General features: G+C 66.4%; 14 protein-coding genes, 1 pseudogene and 1 riboswitch. Of the genes and pseudogenes, 12 read left to right on the top strand and 3 right to left on the bottom strand.

Annotated features, from left to right (window positions below; genetic code table 11):
- Positions 1–264 precede the first annotated feature (264 nt).
- The 10 genes and pseudogenes from clsA to NBG84_RS05130 all read left to right on the top strand — a co-directional run.
- Positions 265–873, top strand: a complete 609-nt coding sequence (gene clsA, locus NBG84_RS05175; protein WP_250918064.1) for a cardiolipin synthase ClsA — start codon at positions 265–267, stop codon at positions 871–873.
- Between the two features lie 111 nt (positions 874–984).
- Complete coding sequence (locus tag NBG84_RS05170; protein WP_250918063.1) at positions 985–3480, top strand: sugar phosphate nucleotidyltransferase; 2496 nt, start codon at positions 985–987, stop codon at positions 3478–3480.
- A 98-nt stretch (positions 3481–3578) separates the two neighbouring features.
- Positions 3579–4511, top strand: a complete 933-nt coding sequence (locus tag NBG84_RS05165) for a DUF881 domain-containing protein (RefSeq protein WP_250918062.1) — start codon at positions 3579–3581, stop codon at positions 4509–4511.
- Positions 4508–4840 carry a small basic family protein gene (locus tag NBG84_RS05160; RefSeq protein WP_006376801.1) on the top strand — a complete coding sequence of 111 codons (333 nt, stop codon included), beginning with the start codon at positions 4508–4510 and terminating at the stop codon, positions 4838–4840. The genes NBG84_RS05165 and NBG84_RS05160 overlap by 4 nt, the downstream gene beginning before the upstream one ends.
- A 16-nt stretch (positions 4841–4856) precedes the next feature.
- A complete protein-coding gene (locus NBG84_RS05155) occupies positions 4857–5669 on the top strand; it encodes a DUF881 domain-containing protein (RefSeq protein ID WP_250918061.1) in 813 nt (270 codons plus the stop codon).
- A gap of 148 nt (positions 5670–5817) precedes the next feature.
- Complete coding sequence (locus tag NBG84_RS05150; RefSeq protein ID WP_250918069.1) at positions 5818–6690, top strand: double zinc ribbon and FHA domain-containing protein; 873 nt, start codon at positions 5818–5820, stop codon at positions 6688–6690.
- Between the two features lie 17 nt (positions 6691–6707).
- Positions 6708–7445: a transcriptional regulator FtsR gene (gene ftsR / locus NBG84_RS05145; protein WP_250918060.1), complete on the top strand. Its 738-nt coding sequence runs from the start codon at positions 6708–6710 to the stop codon at positions 7443–7445.
- A gap of 53 nt (positions 7446–7498) precedes the next feature.
- Positions 7499–7972: a bifunctional nuclease family protein gene (locus tag NBG84_RS05140; protein WP_005475662.1), complete on the top strand. Its 474-nt coding sequence runs from the start codon at positions 7499–7501 to the stop codon at positions 7970–7972.
- A gap of 248 nt (positions 7973–8220) precedes the next feature.
- Positions 8221–8817 carry a MerR family transcriptional regulator gene (locus NBG84_RS05135; RefSeq protein ID WP_250918059.1) on the top strand — a complete coding sequence of 199 codons (597 nt, stop codon included), beginning with the start codon at positions 8221–8223 and terminating at the stop codon, positions 8815–8817.
- Between the two features lie 73 nt (positions 8818–8890).
- Positions 8891–9977, top strand: a pseudogene (locus NBG84_RS05130) (DNA polymerase IV); the annotation flags it as partial.
- Between the two features lie 706 nt (positions 9978–10683).
- Here NBG84_RS05130 and NBG84_RS05125 read toward each other — a convergent pair.
- Complete coding sequence (locus tag NBG84_RS05125; protein ID WP_308312008.1) at positions 10684–11109, bottom strand: PRC-barrel domain-containing protein; 426 nt, start codon at positions 11107–11109, stop codon at positions 10684–10686.
- A gap of 123 nt (positions 11110–11232) precedes the next feature.
- Positions 11233–11331: riboswitch (glycine riboswitch) on the top strand.
- 179 nt (positions 11332–11510) lie between these two features.
- On the opposite strand from NBG84_RS05125, the gene gcvP reads away from it, so the two are divergent.
- A complete protein-coding gene (gcvP, locus tag NBG84_RS05120) occupies positions 11511–14396 on the top strand; it encodes an aminomethyl-transferring glycine dehydrogenase (protein ID WP_250918058.1) in 2886 nt (961 codons plus the stop codon).
- Between the two features lie 162 nt (positions 14397–14558).
- Here the strand turns inward: gcvP and NBG84_RS05115 are convergent, their stop codons facing one another.
- Together NBG84_RS05115 and NBG84_RS05110 are read right to left on the bottom strand one after the other, a co-directional pair.
- A complete protein-coding gene (locus NBG84_RS05115; protein WP_285366379.1) occupies positions 14559–14750 on the bottom strand; it encodes a DUF5999 family protein in 192 nt (63 codons plus the stop codon).
- A gap of 317 nt (positions 14751–15067) precedes the next feature.
- Positions 15068–15655, bottom strand: a complete 588-nt coding sequence (locus tag NBG84_RS05110; RefSeq protein WP_250918056.1) for a hypothetical protein — start codon at positions 15653–15655, stop codon at positions 15068–15070.
- Between the two features lie 501 nt (positions 15656–16156).
- On the opposite strand from NBG84_RS05110, the gene NBG84_RS05105 reads away from it, so the two are divergent.
- The gene (locus NBG84_RS05105) at positions 16157–17671 is read left to right on the top strand and encodes a glutamate-cysteine ligase family protein (RefSeq protein WP_250918055.1); all 1515 of its coding nucleotides are present in this window, start codon (positions 16157–16159) and stop codon (positions 17669–17671) included.

The raw sequence follows: 17671 nt of genomic DNA, 5'->3' as shown, positions 1-17671 counted from the left end.
GCCTTTCAGCGCCGATGGTACTGCAGGGGGGACCCTGTGGGAGAGTAGGACACCGCCGAACAATCATTGTGTGAGGGCCCTGTACCAATTGGTACAGGGCCCTTTCGCGTTTACCTGGCCTCATCGCCGACGCTCATTCCACAAAAGGCCCTGCTCATCGCGGGGATAACCCTTGGACGCGCCATACCCCTGTGCCCTTCACCCTAGTGGCTGAGGCTAAGCTCAAGCAGTAACGTCAGCACGTTCCCCACAGGAGGCCCCCGGGTGGAGGTCCAAGAGACCCGCGTTCAGACGGACCGGGTACTCACCATCCCCAACATCCTCAGCATGGCCCGCCTTGCCGGCGTACCGCTCTTCCTGTGGCTGATCCTCCGCCCCGAGTTCGGTGGGCCGAAGAGCGATGGTTGGGCGTTGCTGGTACTGATGCTGAGCGGGATCAGTGACTATCTCGACGGGAAGCTCGCCCGGAGCTGGAACCAGGTCAGCAAACTTGGGCGCCTTCTCGATCCGGCCGCGGACAGGTTGTACATCCTGTCCACTCTCGTGGGTCTCACATGGCGCGACATCCTGCCCCTGTGGCTCACCGCGGCCCTTTTGGCACGCGAGGTGATGCTGTTGGTGATGGTGGGAATCCTCCGTCGGCACGGTTATCCACCACCCCAGGTGAACTTCCTCGGCAAGGCCGCCACCTTCAACCTGATGTACGCCTTCCCCTTGCTACTGCTGAGTGACGGAACTGGATGGCTTGCGTCACTCGCTGCTATTTTCGGATGGGCCTTCGCCGGATGGGGTACAACTCTGTATTGGTGGGCAGGGATGCTGTATGTGGTCCAGGTCCGCCGACTTGTCAAGGCGGACGCAATGGCCGATTGACCTCGTCGATGCGGAGCCGTGCAGTGTGGCCGGCCGCGCATGACGCCAAGAGGGCCTCTTTGGACGAGTGAAGTCGGCTGACCGTCGTCTCTCAAGGAGGACGCTTCCGACATGAAGGCCGTCGTAATGGCCGGTGGCGAAGGCACCCGGCTTCGCCCCATGACTTCAAGCATGCCCAAGCCACTCCTACCGGTCGTGAATAGGCCGATCATGGAGCATGTGCTGAGGCTGTTGAAGCGGCACGGGCTCACTGAGACCGTTGTCACCGTGCAGTTCCTCGCCTCCCTGGTGAAGAACTACTTCGGTGATGGAGAAGAGCTCGGAATGGAGCTCACCTATGCCAATGAGGAGAAGCCACTCGGCACCGCAGGCAGTGTGAAGAATGCCGAGGAAGCGCTGAAGGACGACACATTCCTCGTCATCTCCGGTGATGCCCTCACCGACTTTGATCTCACCGATCTGATCGCCTTCCACAAGGAGAAGGGCGCACTGGTCACCGTATGTCTGACCCGTGTACCCAATCCGCTGGAATTTGGCATCACCATCGTCGATGAAGCTGGAAAGGTCGAACGTTTCCTGGAGAAACCAACCTGGGGTCAGGTCTTCTCGGACACCGTGAACACAGGGATCTATGTCATGGAGCCCGAGGTCTTCGACTATGTCGAGGCCGATACCTCCGTTGACTGGTCCGGAGATGTGTTCCCGCAGCTCATGAAGGACGGCAAGCCGATCTACGGCTATATCGCCGAGGGCTACTGGGAGGACGTCGGCACCCATGAGAGCTATGTGAAGGCCCAGGCCGATGTCCTTGAGGGCAAGGTCGACGTGGAGATCGACGGATTTGAGATCTCTCCCGGAGTGTGGGTTGCCGAGGGCGCCGAGGTGCACCCCGACGCCGTACTCCGCGGGCCGCTCTACATCGGTGACTACGCCAAGGTCGAAGCCGATGTGGAGATGCGGGAGCACACCGTCGTCGGCTCCAATGTCGTCGTGAAGACCGGCGCCTTTCTCCATCGGGCCGTCATCCACGACAACGTCTACATCGGAGAGCACTGCAATCTGCGCGGTTGCGTGATCGGCAAGAACACCGACATCATGCGGTCCGCTCGGATCGAGGACGGCGCCGTCATCGGCGATGAGTGTCTCATCGGTGAAGAATCGATCGTGCAGGGCAATGTGCGGGTGTACCCGTTCAAGACGATCGAGGCCGGAGCCTTCGTCAACACCTCCGTCATCTGGGAGTCGAGGGGACAGGCGCACCTCTTCGGTACCAGAGGGGTCTCCGGGATCCTCAACGTGGAGATCACACCGGAGCTGGCCGTCCGTCTCGCCGGGGCGTACGCGACGACCCTGAAGAAGGGGTCCACCGTCACCACGGCCCGTGACCACTCTCGGGGTGCCCGAGCGTTGAAACGTGCCATGATCTCCGCGCTCCAGGCCAGTGCCATCGACGTAAGGGACCTGGAGAACGTGCCACTACCCGTGGCTCGCCAGCAGACCGCGCGCGGTAGCGCCGGCGGGATCATGATTCGTACCTCGCCGGGAGTCCCGGACTCGGTCGACATCATGTTCTTCGACGAGCGCGGCGCCGACCTCTCCCAAGGAGGCCAGCGCAAGCTGGATCGCGTCTACGCGCGCCAGGAGTATCGACGGGCCTTCCCGGGCGAGATCGGGGACCTGTACTTCCCGGCCAGCGTCTTCGATTCGTACACCGGCTCGCTGCTGCGCAACGTGGACACCACCGGTATCGCCGAGTCAGGGCTGAAGGTCGTCGTCGATGCCTCCAACGGCAGCGCGGGGCTCGTTCTCCCCAGTCTGCTGGGACGGCTCGGGGTTGACGCCTTGACCATCAATCCAGGACTCGACGAGGCCAGGCCCACCGAAACGGCGGAGACACGCCGTGCCGGTCTGGTCCGTCTCGGAGAGATCGTGGCGTCCGCCCGGGCCGCCTTCGGCGTACGGTTCGACCCCGTCGGCGAGCGGCTCTCGCTCGTGGACGAACGCGGCCGAATCGTCGAGGACGATCGTGCGCTGCTGGTCCTGCTCGACCTGGTCGCCGCCGAGCGACGCAGTGGGAGGGTGGCGCTACCGGTGACCACCACCCGCATCGCGGAGCAGGTGGCGGCCTACCACGGCACCCAGGTGGAGTGGACGACGACCTCACCGGACGATCTCACCAGGGTGGGCCGTGAGGAGACCACGATCTTCGGTGGTGATGGGCGCGGCGGATTCATCGTGCCGGAGTTCAGCAGCGTGTTCGACGGTACGGCGGCCCTGGTGCGGTTGGTGGGCCTGGTGGCCCGTACCCAACTCACGTTGAGTCAGATCGACGCACGGATTCCCCGTGCGCATGTCCTCAAGCGGGATGTCGCCACTCCATGGGCGGTCAAGGGGCTCGTCATGAGGAGCGTCGTCGAGGCCGCCGGTGAGCGACAGGTGGACACCACCGACGGTGTGCGCGTGGTCGAACCCGACGGGCGATGGGTGATGGTGCTGCCGGATCCATCGGAGGCTGTCACTCATTTGTGGGCAGAAGGCCCCGATGACGCTTCGGCCCAGGCACTCCTCAACGAGTGGTCCGCGGTCGTGGACAGCGCAGGTCAGTAACCGTGTGACCGGTATGTCGGGGGCTGCTGACCGGTGGCCCCCGACATACCCGTAGGGCCATTCGGCGGTAACCCGCACTCCGTGCGACGATGTGCGGCATGTCGCAGCAGCACCCTGTTCGGAGCACCGGCTCTCCACCCGTACGGCCGGTACGCCCTGATGCCTCGATGTCGCTGCTGACCAATGTCATGGAGCACAGCCTCGACGAGGGGTATGCGGAGGCCGCCGCGCGCAGGGAGGCGGACGGGCGGCTGCCACGAACGTTGCGGGCCAAGCTCGGGCTGGCCGCAGGGCTGGTGCTGGCGGCCATGGTCGTCACCGTCGGCGCGGCAGAAGCCCGGATATCGGCACCGGTGGTCGCCAAGGAGCGCGAGGAACTCATCGACCGCATCGACGCCGAGACGTCCGATGCGGATGCGCTGGAGCGCAGCGTCGAGGGACTCCGCGATGAGGTGGAGGAGCGACAGCGCAAAGCGCTGAACGCCAAGGGCGGCGACCAGGAGCGGCTGGTGGGGCTACTGGCCGGGGCGACCGATGTCGAGGGCCCTGGGATCAGCCTCGTCATCGATGACGCCAAGGGCACCGCCCAGGGCGGCGGCGGTCCCCGGGAAAGTAGCGGCTTCAGCGATACGGGCCGCCTGCGGGACCGCGATATGCAACGAATTGTCAATGGGTTGTGGGAGTCCGGTGCCGAGGCCGTGGCGATCAACGGGCAGCGGTTGACCGCCCTCTCGGCGATCCGAGCCGCGGGCGACGCCATACTGGTGGACAACAGGCCGCTGGTACCGCCCTACACGGTGCTGGCCGTGGGAGACGGCAATCGGCTGAGCACCACGTTCCAGGACAGCGCGGACGGCCAGTACCTCCACGCGCTGCGAGAGAACTTCAGTATCCGTTTCACCGTCTCCACCAAGGACAAGGTACGTCTGCCGGCTGCTCCGAGCCTGATCGTACGTACAGCAGAGCCGAAGACCGCCGACGCCCAGGGCCGTGGGCAGGGGACGGCGGAAACAGGGAAGGGCACATCGTGATCGCCGTACTGGGCCTCGTCGTGGGAGTCGTGGCCGGACTGTTGGTCCGGCCCGAAGTGCCGGCGGTGGTCGAGCCCTATCTGCCGATCGCCGTGGTCGCGGCGCTGGACGCCGTGTTCGGCGGGCTTCGGGCCATGCTTGACGGGATCTTCGTGGACAAGGTCTTCGTGGTCTCCTTCCTGTCGAACGTGGTGGTGGCCGCGCTGATCGTCTTCCTGGGCGACAAGCTGGGTGTCGGTGCCCAACTCTCCACGGGCGTTGTGGTCGTCCTCGGCATCCGGATCTTCTCCAACGCTGCCGCGATCCGCCGGCACGTGTTCCGGGCGTGAGGGGGTGAAGGGCGAGATGAACAGCGACCGCATGCCGCTGCCCGAGGAATCGGGTGAGCCTCGTGACCTGGGCACCGAACTGCCCCCGCCGCCGCGTGAACCAACTCAGCTGACAGGCCGTCAGCGGTTGATCGCCGGTCTCTGGCCGCCGAGGTTGACGCGTGCTCAATTGACTGTCGCCGTGCTGCTGTTTGTGCTCGGTCTGGGCCTGGCGATCCAGGTCCGCTCGAACAATGACGACAGTGCGCTGCGCGGAGCCCGGCAGGAGGACCTCGTACGCATCCTCGACGAGCTGGACAACCGCAATCAACGCCTTGAGGACGAGAAGCAGCGCCTGGGGGCGCAGCGCACGGAGTTGGAGAACAGCTCCGACCGCGCGGAAGAGGCACGCAAGCAGACGGAGCAGAAGGAGCAGCAACTCGGCATCCTGGCCGGGACCGTCGCCGCCCAGGGGCCGGGGATCACCCTGACGATCGAGGACGGTTCCGGCGCGGTGGAGCCTGACATGCTGCTCGACGCGATCCAGGAGCTGCGAGCCGCCGGAGCGGAGGCGATCCAGGTGAATGATCACAGAGTGGTTGCCGGTTCCTACTTCACCGGTGCGGGTGGTGACATCGAGGTGGACGGGAACCGGATTGCCGCGCCGTACATCTTCAAAGTCATCGGCAAGCCGCAGGATCTGGAGCCGGCGCTGAACATCCCGGGCGGTGTGGTGCAGACACTGGAGAAGGAGCAGGCCACGGCTACCGTGGCCCGCTCTGAGAAGATCATCGTGGATGTCTTGCGACGTGCCGAGCAGCCTGACTACGCTCGGTCGTCAGCGCAGTGAGCCGGGGGTGCATGAGGGCCCGCCGGCCAGGGCAAGACCTTGCAAGGGGTCGGCGCACCAAACCTGTGCCGCGTGGTGGAAACTGTCTGACGGTTACGGACGTTGTGAAGATGTCCGGGTCGGCAGGTGTGATCATTGAGGGTTCGTCCTGCCCCACGGGCGGGTCTATTTCGGTCAAGGGGAATCGCCCGTGAAGTTGTTTGCGAAGTTGTTCGGCAAGAGCGGACGCGAGGATGGCGGGAACGCCAGGCATCGCGCGCGTCGTCGTGGCCAGGAAGAGGAGCAGAGCGCGGAGCGCCCGCTCTTCCGGGACGAGGTGGCAGGTACGGGCGGCGGCGGTCAGGGCGAGTCGGTTGACCCTGCCGGTGCTGGACGCATAGGTTTCGGTGAATCATCAGCCTCAAGTACGGGTGGAGGGTTTACCCCCGACCCGTATGCGACCAACCCCCATGGGGGCCAGCCGCGGCAGGAGGATACGTCCATGTCAGCCGTGACGGTTTGTACGAGGTGTGGGCACCGCAACGCGGCGTCCAGCAGGTTCTGCTCGAACTGTGGCGCCCCGCTGCGCGGCGGTGCTCCCGCCGAGCGTCCTTCGGAGACGACGTCCACGATCTCCATCTCGGGGCTTGAGGCGTATGACTCCGAGGTGACGGGCCAGACGCAGCTCCCCTCCCTCTCCCCCGAGGCCCAGGCCGCGGTCGACGCCCTTCCGTTCGGTTCGGCTCTGCTGGTGGTGCGCCGCGGTCCTAACTCGGGAAGCCGCTTCCTGCTGGATGGCGAGCTGACCACGGCCGGTCGCCATCCGCAGAGCGACATCTTCCTCGACGACGTGACCGTGTCCCGGCGCCATGTGGAGTTCCGTCGTGGTCCTGACGGTAGCTTCAGCGTCGCTGACGTCGGCAGTCTCAACGGGACGTACGTCAATCGCGAGCGGATCGACTCGGTCTATCTGGCCAACGGCGACGAGGTCCAGATCGGCAAGTACCGTCTGGTCTTCTACGCGAACCAGCGGGGCGTGTAACCCGTCAGGGAAGGTACATGCGAACACCGACGGGCGGTGTCGGTCGCGACACCGCCACCGGGGACCGGCTGATGAGCATCGGTACGGTACTCGGTCAGCTGCGTGATGAGTTTCCTGAGATCACCATCTCCAAGATTCGCTTCCTGGAGGCGGAGGGGCTGGTCGAGCCACGCCGCACACCGTCCGGGTATCGGAAATTCAGTTCCGAGGACGTGGAGCGGCTGGCTCAGATCCTGCGGATACAGCGAGATCACTATCTGCCGTTGAAAGTCATCCGTGAGCACCTCGACGCGGTGGCCCGCGGTGAGCAGACACTGCTGCCCCCGCAGACCTCGCAGCGGGAGCAGCCTGATGCCTCGTGGGAGGCGGCTGTCGAGCCCCGTACGGCCGCCAGAGTGGGCCGTACGGAGCTTTTGGCTGCCGCCGGGGTGAGTGAGCAGGAACTGGCCGAGTGGGAGTCCTACGGCCTTCTCACGCAGGATGGCGATGGTGGGTACGACGCAGAGTCGGTCACTGTTGCCCAGCTTGTTGTCGAACTGGGCAGATTTGGTCTTGAGCCCCGGCATCTTCGCGCCATGAAGGCCGCGGCGGACCGGGAGGCCTCCTTGGTCGAGCAGGTCGTTGCACCCTTGCGGCGGCATCGCAATCCGCAGACCAGAGCGCATGCCGAAGCCACCGCGAATGAGCTGGCAACCCTGTCCGTACGGCTCCACGCGGCCCTGATGAGGACCGCTCTTGGAGTGCGCCTTCACTGATCTTGGACGTGCCCGACTACCCAAAGGGGTCGGGCACGTCCTAGGGTTGCTGTGTGAACGAGCTCGACGTTGTGGGTGTCCGGGTGGAAATGCCCTCCAACCAACCGATCGTGCTCCTGCGTGAAGTGGGAGGCGATCGGTACCTCCCCATTTGGATCGGTCCCGGGGAGGCGACCGCTATTGCGTTCGCCCAGCAGGGGATGGCTCCGGCCAGGCCGCTGACGCATGACCTCTTCAAGGATGTCTTGGAGGCGGTGGGGCAGGAACTCACCGAGGTCCGCATCACTGACCTGCGAGAAGGGGTCTTCTATGCGGAACTGGTCTTCGCCAGCGGAGTCGAGGTGAGCGCGCGTCCATCGGACGCCATAGCGCTTGCCCTGCGCACCGGCACGCCTATCTTCGGCAGTGACGGGGTGCTCGACGACGCGGGGATCGCCATTCCTGATGAGCAGGAGGACGAGGTGGAGAAGTTCCGCGAGTTCCTCGATCAGATCTCTCCCGAGGACTTCGGAACCAACAGTCAGTGACGCTCAAGCGGTGTTCTTCGTCGCTGGGCGGCACTGCCCTCACGAGAGGTGTCGCTTGGGTGGAGGGTCCGTCCAGAGAGCGGATTAACCATGGCATTTTCACACCATTCGAGTAGCGTTTCCCCGAATTGGGGCATGCGAAACCACTCTCAGGGTGATTATCACTCGGCGTGCCGAGTGTGGCGATCGTTGACGCACCCCTGGTGACTGCCTACCTTTCGAGTGGGCAGGTCAAGGAGGAGGTCGGCGTGAGAAGCAGCGGCGGCAGTGCGGTTGGGGGCGCCCTCGGCCGACGTCTGGGGGAGAGCGGACCGTATCCGCTCCGGGAGAGCGCGCCGGAGCCATCGGCGGAGGTGGTGGGGTACCGCGGGCCGACCGCGTGTGCCGCGGCGGGGATCACCTATCGACAGCTCGACTACTGGGGGCGTACCGGGCTGGTTGAGCCCAGTGTCCGTGCTGCCCCCGGGGCGGGGGCGCAGCGGCTCTACAGCTTTCGCGATGTGGTCGTCCTCAAGATCGTGAAGCGTTTCCTCGATACCGGTGTGGCCCTGCAGAACATTCGCACCGCGGTCCAGCACCTGCGTGCTCGGGAGGTCTGCGACCTGGAGCGCATGACGCTGATGAGCGATGGTGCGACGGTCTATGAGTGCTCATCGCCCGATGAGGTGGTCAACCTGCTCCAGGGCGGGCAGGGGATCTTCGGAATCGCCGTCGGTGTGGTCTGGTGCGATGTGGAGGCGGCTCTGTCCCAGCTGCACGGTGAGCGGATCGACACCGGAGAGACCCTCGTCGGCAACAACCCGGCCGATGAACTGGCCAGACGCAGACGGGATCGCGCGGTCTGATCCATCCGAGCCTGGGCGCCGCCACAGAGCGCCGCCCGGGCTTTTGTCATAGGCGTAGGGCAGCATCGAGGATGTGAGATCCACACCGACGATCCTCCATCTTGATATGGACGCCTTCTACGCCGCGGTAGAGCAGGCGGCCAAGCCGAGCCTGCGCGGAAAACCGGTGATCGTCGGTGGGCTCGGCCCGCGCGGAGTCGTCGCGACGGCGTCGTACGAGGCAAGACGGTTCGGGGCGCACTCCGCGATGCCGATGGCGTACGCCCGACGGCTCGCTCCGAACGCGGCGTATCTGGTGCCCCGGTTCTCGCTCTACCGCGCGGTGAGTGATCAGGTCATGGAGTTGCTGGGGCGACTGTCCCCGCTGGTGGAGCCCTTGAGCCTGGATGAGGCGTTCGTCGATCTGGAGGCGGGCGGTACGGCCGATGACTCACGGTCCGCGCGGGCGGCCGGTGAGTCGCTGCGCGCGGACATCCTCGCCGCGACCGGGCTGGCGGGGTCGGTGGGGCTCGCCGGTTCCAAAATGCTGGCGAAGATCGCGTCCGAGCAGGCCAAGCCGAACGGTCTGGTGCTGATAGAGCCGGGCACGGAGCGTGAACTACTGGGCCCCTTGTCGGTGCGCACCCTGCCCGGAATCGGCCCGGCGACCGGAGAGCACCTACGGCGGGCCGGGATCACGATCTGCTCCGAGCTCGCGGCGGCCGGTGAGGATGAGCTGGTGCGGCTGCTGGGCAGGGCACACGGCACATCACTCCATCGCATGGCGCTCGGCTATGACGACCGGCCCGTGGTGGCCGAGCGGGACACGAAATCGGTGTCGGTGGAGGACACCTTCGATGTGGATCTGCACGACCGGATCAGGATCAGGACCGAAGTGGAACGGCTTGCCGAGCGTTGTGTTCGGCGGTTGAGGGAGTCCGGGCACTCGGGGCGCACCATCGTGCTGAAGGTGCGCCGGTACGACTTCTCGACTCTGACCAGGTCCGAGACCCTGCGTGGGCCCACGGACGACACCGCGGTGGTTCGGGAGGCCGCAGGCCGGTTGCTGGAGGGTGTGGAGACGACCGGAGGGGTGCGCTTGCTGGGAGTCGGAGTGACCGGGCTCGCCGACTACACCCAGGAGGACCTCTTCGCGCAGGCCGCCACCGCCCGGGAGGAGCGCGAGCTCGATCGGTTGGGCACGGCCAGCCGTGGGCGGCGGAGGGAGAGCGACCCGCCATCGCACGAGAGCGGCCATCGGGAGCATCCCGTACAGCGGGCGCCCTTCGAACGGCACGAGGACGCCCAACGACGGCCCGGGCTCGTACCGCCAGATGGGCAAGGTGCGCGGACCGGTGAGGGCGTCCTTCGGCCGGATGGGGCCGATCGAGCCGGTATGAGGCAGGAGCCATCAGCGGCGGCACCGGCCGCTGTGGAGGGCGTACCCCCATCCGTCTCACCGTCTGCCGACGCGAGGACGGGGGCGGACGACAGCGCAGCCAGACCCGGCGATGGGTCTTCGGTTGGCCCGGGAGCCGCCGAGCCCGGGGGCGGGCCGGTGCCTGCGGCGGCGCGGGCGGAGACTCCGGGGGAAGCCGAAGATCCATCGCCGGCCGCGGCCGAGGGCCTGCCGGCCGCGACGCTCGCCGACCGGCGCTGGCAGGCCGGTCACGATGTGCGCCATGCCGAGTACGGGCCGGGTTGGGTGCAGGGCAGCGGCCTCGGCCGGGTCACCGTACGGTTCGAGCAGCCGGGCTCCCCACCCGGCCGGGTACGCACCTTCTGGGTGGACGATCCGGCCCTGGCGGGCGCTGAGCCGCTGCCGCTGGTTGGCGTGGTGCCCGGCGAAGACGGTGGAGGGAGCACTCACCGTGTTCCGCACGGTGCTCAGGGCGCTCGGGTGCCTCCTTCGTCCCGGCCTGCGACGCGACCGAAGGAACGGTCCGCCGAAGACTCCGCGGCGGATGGTTCGGACGGGGTGGCGGGCGACTCGGGCGCGGCGGAGAGTTCAAGCCCGTAGTGGTGGTAGAGCTGGAGCTCCTGCTCCGGAGACAGATGGCGGCCGACCCCGAAATCCGGTGCGTCCTTGATCAGGGAACGCTCATAGGGGACATGGAGGATGTCATCGGCGAAGGTGCTGGGCTCCAGCGGAACGAACGCGTCCCGGCTGAAGAGTCCGGTGCGGACAGCCGCCCATTCGGGTGTGCCGGTGGCATCGTCCAGATACACCTCGTCCACGGTGCCGATCTTGGCGCCCTGGCTGTCGAACGCCTTACGGCCGATCAGGCGGCGTGGATCGATATCGGTCTGCACGGGTCCTCCAGGAGTTAGCAAACTGCTCTATGGGCCACTAAAAAACACGAAAGTGCACAAATCCCTTGTCGGCCACTTGAGCGATGGCCGAGAAGGCGCGCTGGTAGGCTGACTAGCGGCTGCTGATCCCATGCGGGAGAGTCCACCGGGCAGGACGACGGTGGCGCCGAAGGAGCAAATCCTCCCCGGAATCTCTCAGGCACCCTGTACCGCATGGACGAGGTCACTCTGGAAAGCAGGGCGGGCGTCGGACGGCATCCGCTCTCACCGACGGTGAAAGCCGGAGCGCTGCGTAGTGGCGATCCGGTGAAGCTCTCAGGTTGAGATGACAGAGGGGGAGGCCGTCCAGGGCATCCTCGTGATGCCCCTCACAGGTCGTGTCAGACCAGGAGGCCTCCTACATGACCGCCAACCGCATTTCGCTCGCACAGCTGGAGCGAGGCACCCCCTTTGAGCAGCGCCACATCGGACCCGATGCTGAGGCGCAGGCCAAGATGCTGGCGCAGGTGGGTTACGGCTCGCTGGACGAGTTGACCGCCGCCGCGGTCCCCGACGTGATCAAGAGCACCGAGGCGCTGAACCTGCCCGATGGCCGCTCCGAAGCTGAGGTGCTGACCGAGCTGCGCAGCCTCGCCGAGCGGAACAAGGTGCTGGCGCCGATGATCGGCCTCGGCTACTACGGGACGTTCACCCCGCCGGTCATCCTGCGCAATGTCATGGAGAACCCCTCCTGGTACACCGCGTACACCCCGTACCAGCCCGAGATCTCCCAGGGCCGGCTTGAGGCACTGCTGAACTTCCAGACCGTTGTCGCCGACCTGACCGGTCTGCCCACCTCCGGCGCCTCACTGCTGGACGAGAGCACCGCCGCCGCCGAGGCCATGTCCCTCGCCCGCCGGGTCGGCAAGGTCAAGGGCGGCGTCTTCCTCGTCGACGCCGATACGCTGCCCCAGACGATCGCCGTGATCCACACCCGCGCGGAGCCGACCGGTGTCGAGGTCGTCACCGCCGACCTCAGCGACGGCATCCCCGCCGACATCGCCGAGCGCGGTGTCTTCGGCGTGCTGCTCCAGTACCCCGGCGCGTCCGGAGCGGTACGGGACATCGCTCCCGTCATCGAACAGGCCCATGGCCTCGGCGCGATCGTCACCGTCGCCGCCGACCTCCTGGCACTCACCCTGCTGACCCCGCCCGGTGAGCTGGGCGCCGACATCGCGGTGGGAACCACCCAGCGCTTCGGCGTCCCGATGGGCTTCGGCGGACCGCACGCGGGCTATATGGCGGTACGGGAGAAGTTCGCGCGCAGCCTGCCCGGGCGGCTCGTCGGAGTCTCCGTCGACGCCGACGGCAACAAGGCGTACCGGCTTGCGCTCCAGACCCGTGAGCAGCACATCCGTCGGGAGAAGGCCACCAGCAACATCTGTACCGCACAGGTGCTGCTGGCCGTGATGGCCGGTATGTACGCCGTCTACCACGGCCCCGACGGTCTGCGATCGATCGCCCAGCGCACCCACCGCTACGCCTCGCTTCTCGCCGAGGGGCTGAAGGCCAGCGGAGTCGAGGTCGTGCACGGCGCCTACTTCGACACCCTGACCGTGCGCGTTCCGGGGCGCGCCGCCGCCGCGGTGGCCGCCGCGCGTGAAGACGGCGTCAACCTGTACCTCGTCGATGACTCCCATGTCTCCGTCGCCTGTGACGAGACCACCACCCGGGCGCACGTCATCGCCGTGTGGGCGGCGTTCGGTGTGGACGCCGATGTCGAGGCCCTCGACGCCGCCACCGTGGACGCCCTACCGCGGGGGCTGCTGCGCACGAGCGACTACATGACCCACCCGGTCTTCCACCAGTACCGCTCCGAGACCGCGATGCTGCGCTATCTGCGCCGGCTCTCCGACCGCGACTACGCGCTGGACCGCGGCATGATCCCGCTCGGCTCGTGCACCATGAAGCTGAACGCGACCACCGAGATGGAGCCGGTCACCTGGCCCGAGTTCGGGCAGATCCACCCCTTCGCCCCGGTCGACCAGGCCGCGGGATACCTCACCCTCATCCGTGAGCTGGAAGAGCGTCTCGCCGAGGTCACCGGCTACGACAGCGTCTCCATCCAGCCCAATGCCGGTTCCCAGGGTGAACTCGCGGGACTGCTCGCGGTCCGGGCGTACCACCGTGCCAATGGCGACCAGCAGCGCACGGTCTGTCTCATCCCGTCCTCCGCACACGGCACCAACGCGGCCAGTGCGGTGATGGCGGGCATGAAGGTCGTCGTGGTGAAGACGTCCGACGACGGCGAGATCGATGTGGCGGATCTGCGTGCCAAGATCGAGCAGCACCGCGATCAGCTGTCGGTGTTGATGATCACCTACCCCTCCACCCACGGGGTGTTCGAGGAGCATGTCGCCGATATCTGCGCCCAGGTGCATGAGGCGGGCGGTCAGGTGTACGTCGACGGCGCCAACCTCAACGCACTGGTGGGGCTGGCCAAGCCCGGCAAGTTCGGTGGCGATGTCTCGCATCTGAATCTGCACAAGACGTTCTGTATCCCGCACGGTGGCGGCGGTCCCGGCGTGGGACCCGTTGCCGTCCGCTCCCATCTCGCCCCCTACCTTCCCAACCACCCGCTTCAGCCGACCGCGGGACCGGAGACGGGTGTGGGTCCGATCTCCGCCGCACCCTGGGGATCGGCCGGAATTCTGCCCATCTCCTGGGCCTATGTGCGGCTGATGGGTGGCGAGGGCCTGAAGCGCGCGACGCAGGTCGCGGTCCTCGCGGCCAACTACATCGCCAAGCGCCTGGAGCCGCACTACCCCGTGCTCTACACCGGCCCCGCCGGGCTGGTCGCCCATGAGTGCATCGTGGATCTGCGTCCGCTGTCGAAGGCGACCGGGGTCAGCGTCGATGACATCGCGAAGCGGCTGATCGACTACGGCTTCCATGCGCCGACCATGTCCTTCCCCGTCGCGGGGACTCTGATGATCGAGCCCACCGAGAGTGAGGACCTGGCCGAGATCGATCGCTTCTGTGACGCGATGATCGCCATTCGTGGCGAGATTGAGAGGGTCGCGTCCGGCGAGTGGCCGGCTGGGGACAACCCACTGGGGAACGCTCCGCACACCGCGGCCACCCTGGGTGGCGAGTGGGAGCACCCTTACAGCCGAGATGAAGCCGTCTTCCCGGCCGGAGTGAGCATCGCTGACAAGTACTGGCCGCCGGTCCGCCGTATCGACGGTGCCTTCGGTGACCGCAACCTCGTCTGCTCCTGCCCGCCCCTGGACGAGTACGACAACTAGGGACAGCCATGCTCTGTCGGGGCCGGTACGGAGGACACCCTCCGGCCGGCCCCTGGTCGTACGACGGCCGTGTCCCGCGCGCTGGTGCGGCGGGCGTAGCCGATGGTGGGAGATGTCTTCGCCGTAGGGGACGCCATGGGCGTATGCCGTACGGAGGCGACTTCAGGCGGCCGTCCTCGACTGGCGGTGCGGTGCGATGATCTGCCCGTTGGGCAGCAGCTCGCCGGTGTCCTCAAAGAGGAGCACGCCATTGCACAGCAGGCTCCAGCCTTGCTCGGGGTGGTGCGCCATCTGGCGCGCCGCGTCCCGGTCGGCTGAGTCGGATGTCGGGCAAGGCGGCTGATGCTGGCACATGGGCGGGTTCTTTCGCTGTGATGTGATGAGTGTCCTGCGGCTCGATGAGTTGTTCATGGCCGCCCCCCGTATCTCTCGGTCCGTTCCCAGTGTTGCCCGACTGACGCGAATCCGCAGGGATTTCGCGGCAGCTTGTCTCACTGGTTAAGGACGTATCACCCAGCCGGACGGTTCAGCCCAACTCCATTGTCCTTTCGGGTGGTTCGAAGTGGCCGGTACGGGCTAGTCCGGACGGAGCAGAATGCGCCCCGCGACCAAGTGGTCACGGGGCGCATTGCGTATCTCGGCCATCCGGGGAATGGCGGCCGACAGTTCGATCAGGCGGGCGAGGCGAGGAGCGGCGGGGGAGCGAGCCGAGAGGTCATCATGGGCAGGAGTTCGGCGACCTGGTGTGGCCGGTGTGCCGCTATGCCGGGTGGCGCGGGGGCCAACGGCACCAGGACGTCGGTGGGCTGTGGAGTGCCGGATGCCGCATCCGCTTCGGTGTCTCCATGGAGCCAGAGCGTGAACATGTACAGGGCGGGTATGGAGAGCAGTCGCGGCTGGAACGGCGTCTTCATCGACTCCGCCTGCCGTAATGCCCGTTCGGTAGAACTGATGTAGGGGCCTTCGAAGAAGTGCGAGAACGCCCAGCCGTCAGTGGTGAGTCGCGTCTCCGCGGCGGCAACGTACCGTTCGTCGGCGCGGATCAGCACCCGCCACCCGATGAGGCGGGTGGCGGGGGTGGAGGGGGTCGGGCTGATGTGGTCCAGTACATGGACCGGGAGTGGTGATTCTGGGCTCACGGGTCCCTGGACGGACCGGAGAGCAGGAGTGCGATCCTCGCTGACGGCGGCGGGGGAGCCGAGTGCCGCGAGGACGCTGCGCAGGACAGGCGCGGGAGCCGGGAGGGCATGCAGCGGCATGGTGGGTCGCCTCTCACTTGGGAGACACGGCGGAGCAGGGAGTGCGGACAGCGCTGTCGGCGTGCGGAGCCAGAGGGGCCAGGGGTCAGAGGGGGAACAGGGGCTGTACGGCACCCGGTGCCAACTCTCTGCCTCGATTGCGGAGTTTATACGACACGTGTTCACACAGTGATTCCACTAGCGCTCGCAGGTATTGCAGACAAGGCGTCTTCAGGTCCTTCTCGGACCGAGTTTCCGCTGCATTTGACCCGGAATATCCGCCCCGGCCTGGGCATTTGCCCGAGCGGCGGTAGGCTCAAAACCAATGGTGATTTGGTCGATCCCGAGCAGCTTTTACCGTGTGCGTCATCGTGCCGAGATGCCAGGCAACGAGGTCACGCGCGTCACACTACCGGTCGCTGAACGCCTCCGCCGCGTTATAGATCAGTCAGTCTGGGCATTATCGTCCGTGACGCGAGCGACGGATGCCGCGCGGGTGCCCAGTCGAGGAGGGACACTTCGATGGGGGAGAAGGTCGTGGCAGGCGGATTCGAGCTGTCCGATCGCCAGCGGTACCGGCGAAAGCTCCAGCAGTGCCTGGAGAGCCTGGGGCGACTGCTCGCAGAGGAGCGGTTCGACCGGCCGAAGAATCTCATCGGCCTGGAGATAGAGCTGAATCTCGCGGGCGCGGACGGGCTACCGCGGATGATGAATACGGAGGTCCTTGAGCGCATCGCGAGTCAGGATTTTCAGACCGAGCTGGGAATGTTCAACCTGGAAGTGAACATCGTGCCGCACCGCCTTGGCGGTCGGGTTTTTGACCAGCTCGCTGAAGAACTGCGTACCGGTCTCGGCTATGCGCACCGAAAGGCCCATGAGGTGGGTGCCGGTATCGTGATGATCGGCATCCTCCCCACCCTCACCCAGGACGACCTCGTCACGGCGAACCTCTCGGATGTCGAGCGCTACACCATGCTCAACGAGCAGATCGTCGCCGCCCGTGGTGAGGCCTTTGAGTTGGATATCGCCGGGGTGGAGCGGCTGAGCTGCAGCTCTGCCTCGATTGCCCCCGAAGCGGCCTGCACATCGGTGCAGTTGCACCTCCAGGTGACGCCGGATCGCTTCGCCGATGTGTGGAACGCGGCCCAGGCCGTGGCCGCGGTACAGATCGCGGTCGGCGCCAACTCTCCCTTCCTCTTCGGCAAGGAGCTCTGGCGCGAGTCACGACCGCCACTGTTTCAGCAGGCCACCGACACTCGGCCACCTGAACTACAGGCCCAGGGCGTACGGCCGCGCACCTGGTTCGGTGAGCGCTGGGTGGATTCCGCGTACGACCTCTTCGAGGAGAATCTGCGCTTCTTCCCCGCCCTCTTGCCGATCTGCGACGACGAAGAGGAACCGCTGCGGGTCATGGACGACGGCGGTGTCCCAGAACTCCAGGAACTCATCCTCCACAACGGGACGGTGTACCGCTGGAACCGTCCGGTCTACGCCGTCGCTGATGGTGTTCCCCATCTGCGGGTGGAGAACAGGGTGCTCCCCGCGGGGCCGACGGTCACCGATGTGATTGCCAATGCGGCCTTCTACTACGGGCTGGTCCGAGCGCTTGCCGAGGAGTCCCGCCCGGTGTGGACCCGGCTGCCGTTCACCACCGCCGCGGAGAACTTTGACACCGCGTGCCGCCATGGCATCGAGGCCGAGGTGCAATGGCCGCGTCCGGGCCGTGCGGGGGGACTGACCCAGGTCCCGGTGGTCAAGCTCGTACGCGATGAACTCCTGCCCCTGGCCGCAGCCGGGCTCGACGCCTGGAACATCGAGCCCGCGGACCGTGATTTCTACCTCGGAGTGATCGAGGAGCGGTGCAAGCGGCGGATGAACGGTGCCTCCTGGCAGTCGGAGACCTTCCACCGCGCCCTGGACGCCGGTCTCGGTCGGGACGCGGCACTCGCGGCGACCACCCGCCGCTACAGCGAGTTGATGCACAAGGGCGAGCCGGTGCACACCTGGCCCGTGGGCTTTCCCGGACAGGGCGGCTGA

The organism is Streptomyces albipurpureus (genome assembly GCF_023701525.1).
GTDB classification, from domain to species: Bacteria; Actinomycetota; Actinomycetes; order Streptomycetales; family Streptomycetaceae; genus Streptomyces; species Streptomyces albipurpureus.
Note: the sequence above shows the minus strand (reverse complement) of the source record. Positions and strands in the feature narration are given on the sequence as shown.

Excerpts from the sequence above, each read along its gene's own strand:
- NBG84_RS05110 (WP_250918056.1), bottom strand. The coding sequence starts at position 15,655 with ATGCCGCTGCATGCCCTCCCGGCTCCCGCGCCTGTCCTGCGCAGCGTC.
- NBG84_RS05165 (WP_250918062.1), top strand. The coding sequence starts at position 3,579 with ATGTCGCAGCAGCACCCTGTTCGGAGCACCGGCTCTCCACCCGTACGG.
- ftsR (WP_250918060.1), top strand. The coding sequence starts at position 6,708 with ATGCGAACACCGACGGGCGGTGTCGGTCGCGACACCGCCACCGGGGAC.
- NBG84_RS05170 (WP_250918063.1), top strand. The coding sequence starts at position 985 with ATGAAGGCCGTCGTAATGGCCGGTGGCGAAGGCACCCGGCTTCGCCCC.
- NBG84_RS05155 (WP_250918061.1), top strand. The coding sequence starts at position 4,857 with ATGAACAGCGACCGCATGCCGCTGCCCGAGGAATCGGGTGAGCCTCGT.
- NBG84_RS05105 (WP_250918055.1), top strand. The coding sequence starts at position 16,157 with ATGGGGGAGAAGGTCGTGGCAGGCGGATTCGAGCTGTCCGATCGCCAG.
- NBG84_RS05115 (WP_285366379.1), bottom strand. The coding sequence starts at position 14,750 with ATGTGCCAGCATCAGCCGCCTTGCCCGACATCCGACTCAGCCGACCGG.
- gcvP (WP_250918058.1), top strand. The coding sequence starts at position 11,511 with ATGACCGCCAACCGCATTTCGCTCGCACAGCTGGAGCGAGGCACCCCC.